The 3113-nt window shown below is 48.8% G+C and carries 2 protein-coding genes; both read left to right on the top strand.

All coding sequences use genetic code 11. From position 1 onward, the window contains the following. The first annotated feature begins 508 nt into the window (after nt 1-508). Nucleotides 509-2518: a cellulase family glycosylhydrolase gene (locus GXO76_02870; GenBank protein NOY76794.1), complete on the top strand. Its 2010-nt coding sequence runs from the start codon at nt 509-511 to the stop codon at nt 2516-2518. 28 nt (nt 2519-2546) lie between these two features. Next, nucleotides 2547-3113: glycoside hydrolase family 5 protein (locus tag GXO76_02865; protein NOY76793.1), on the top strand; the 567-nt coding region annotated here is incomplete at its 3' end.

Below are 3113 nucleotides of genomic sequence, written 5' to 3'. Positions count from 1 at the left end.
CCCCCTCCCTGATCTCAGGGAGGGGGCCGGAGGGAGGGTTAGAAATGGACGGATTCTACCCAATACCTGTTAAATGAGATGTTACACCGCGTCCATTTGGGAATAAAAAAGCAGGTTTTTTCTTTCACTGTGTTCACTGATGCTTTTTGCCGTATAATAAAAAATACGGGTTGGAACGTCTCATTTTTAAGATTTCTTTTCGTAGGCTCCGCTAAAATAATTCCCACAAAAATTCCAATAGAACCAAGGATTCTTCTTAATCTGCCATTTCTCATTTCTCCAAATCTCGCTTTGGCAGTTGATCGAGGGGTTTTTCTTTCCATCTTATCCAAATGATAATGAAACTTATCAATGTGATAATAAAAATAGTGTCATCCCAAATGGTAACCTCTTAATAAAAAAGCATATAATGCAATTCATCTGTCTGGTTCAATTATTGCAAAATAACAGATGGGGAAATTAGAGAGATTGAAACTTGCGTTTACCCAAATAGAGTGTCCGGATCATTATGAAAATTCTACGAAATGGGATCATCCTTTTATTTTTTCTAAGTTTGTCAACACCTTGCCTGGCGTTTCTGCACACCAAAGGAACCCAAATTGTTGATTCCAGCGGGAATGAAATTCTGCTCAAGGGCATAGCTTTAGGAGGGTGGTTGGTTCCGGAAGGGTACATGCTGCACATTCCCGGCTTCGGATCGCCTTCCTCGATCCGGCAAAAAATTCTCAATTTAATCGGGTCGGAGGCGACGGACGAATTTTTTGCCCGATACCGCGCTAATTTTATCCAAAAAATCGACATCGAAAAGATTGCCTCCTGGGGAGTCAATTCTATTCGATTGCCATTTAATTACCGGCTGATCAGTCCCGAAGACCAGCCCGGAGTTTTTCTGGAGAGTGGGTTTCAGGTGCTGGATCAGGTGTTGGAATGGTGCAAAGAAAATCACCTGTACCTTATTCTGGATATGCATTGTGCTCCGGGCGGACAAAATGCGCAAAATATCAGTGACAGCGACGGCCAGGAAGCCCGCCTGTGGACAGAATCGGCCAATCAGGACAGAACGGTGAAAATCTGGACGGAAATTGCCCGACGGTACGCCAACGAAGAGTGGATCGGTGGATACGATTTACTGAATGAGCCGGTTTTACCCTCCGGTGTTTCAAACACACAGCTGCGCGCCTTTTACTTGCGTCTAAGTCGGGCCATCCGGCAGGTGGATCCCAATCACCTCCTGTTTATTGAAGGAAATTGGTACGCTACCGATTTCCGGGATCTCACCCCTCCCTTTGACACCAACATGGCCTACAGCTTTCACAAATACTGGAATCCCGTTACGCAGGAATCCATTGCGTCGTATCTTAAAATCCGGAACAATTACCGCGTCCCTCTCTGGTTGGGGGAATCGGGAGAGAACTCCAATCCCTGGTTTCACGAGTGTGTGTCGCTCATGGAGAAAAATAATATTGGCTGGTGTTGGTGGACGTACAAAAAAATAGCCACCATTACCAGTCCCTATTCGGCGCCGCTGACATCCGGCTATCGCTACATTCTGAATTATTGGAAGGGGCAGGTGCCGAGACCGTCTCAGGAGATGGCCAAACAGGCCCTTTTTGACATGGCCGACAATTTGGCTCTGGAAAAGTGCCGGTTTCGTCCGGATGTAATCGATGCACTTTTCAGGAAAGATTTCGCCGAACGAAGTCTTCCCTTTCAACAGCAAACCATTCCCGGAACCCTTGCCTGCGTGAATTACGATATGGGCGATGAAAATGTGGCCTATTTTGATACCGGGTACGAAAATGTGAAGGGCCTCGGGAGCGGAGAATGGGGGAATCTGGGGGGCGCGTACCGGAACGACGGTGTGGATATTTCCCCCAGCAACGATTCGCAGGCCTTCCCGTACAACGTGGGTTGGATTGACAACGGGGAATGGCTCCGGTTTACCGTTCAAATTGCCAGTGCCGGAACGTACGCCGTCCGGCTGCGCGTTGCCTCTCCGGACGGCGGGGGCGCTCTGCAAATTTTGCTTGACGGGTCTGCCCTTGGCGATGCCGTTTCCGTTTCGGCCACGGGCGGTTGGAAAAGCTGGAAATGGCAGGATAGTCCGGCTGTTCGCCTTCCGGGAGGCGAGCACAGTCTGGTACTGAAATTTCTTAGGAGCGGTTTCAATATTAATGCCGTGCAGTTCATTCCAAAAAGTAACGGGGTGGAGGAATCTTCTTTTGAGCAGGTCAAGCCCAGCGTATTCCTGGGCCAAAATTATCCCAATCCATTCAACAGGAAAACGGAAATCCCGATTGTCTTGTATCGGCCCGAAAGACTGTCCGTTCAAATCTACAATTTAACGGGACAATTGGTTAAGACACTTTACAAGGGCGTGCATCCGGTGGCGTTTGATCGCTTGGTCTGGGATGGGACGGACAGCCGAAATGTGCCCGTTCCTTCAGGGCGGTATTTTTACCGGATGCAAGTCGATGGTACCTGGCGTGTAAAGGGAATGATACTTTTGCGGAGATAGACGAGTCTTACTCAGCGATTAAACAGATATGAAAAAAATTGCAGCTACAGTTTCTCTTTTTCTTTTCTTCCGGGTGTTGGGCGGCCAGGCCGCCGCTCAAAACTTTTCGGGCGGATTTTCATTCTACCTGCCTCCGCAGGATACCACCACGCAGCGCTTTTTGCCGGCATTCCCGGCCCATCTGCTTCAGCCCGATGCATTTGTGGAAATCGACGCCGACGGGCATTTTTCAGTCCAGGGGAAACGTATTCGGTTCTTCGGAACGAATGCCGTGACCGGGGGGGCCTTCCCGAACAAATCCAAGGCCTGGTTTGTGGCAGGGCGGCTGCGGAAAATGGGCTTTAATCTGGTACGGTTTCACCACATGGACAACCATTGGAGTACGGAAAGCCTCTTCATTCGAGGACAGGGCACCCGCCATTTGAATCCCGTCACTCTTGATCGCCTGGAAAAATTTATTGCTGAATTAAAACGTAATGGGATTTACGCGGACATTAATCTGCACGTTAGTCGTACGTTTGAGACGATTGATGGTGTACCGGATGCAAGTCGATGGTACCTGGCGTGTAAAGGGAATGATACTTTTGCGGAGATA

Source organism: Calditrichota bacterium, from assembly GCA_013151735.1.
Classification (GTDB): domain Bacteria; phylum Zhuqueibacterota; class JdFR-76; order JdFR-76; family BMS3Abin05; genus BMS3Abin05.
The sequence above is the reverse complement of the archived record's forward strand: the minus strand, read 5'-3'. Positions and strand labels throughout refer to the sequence as shown.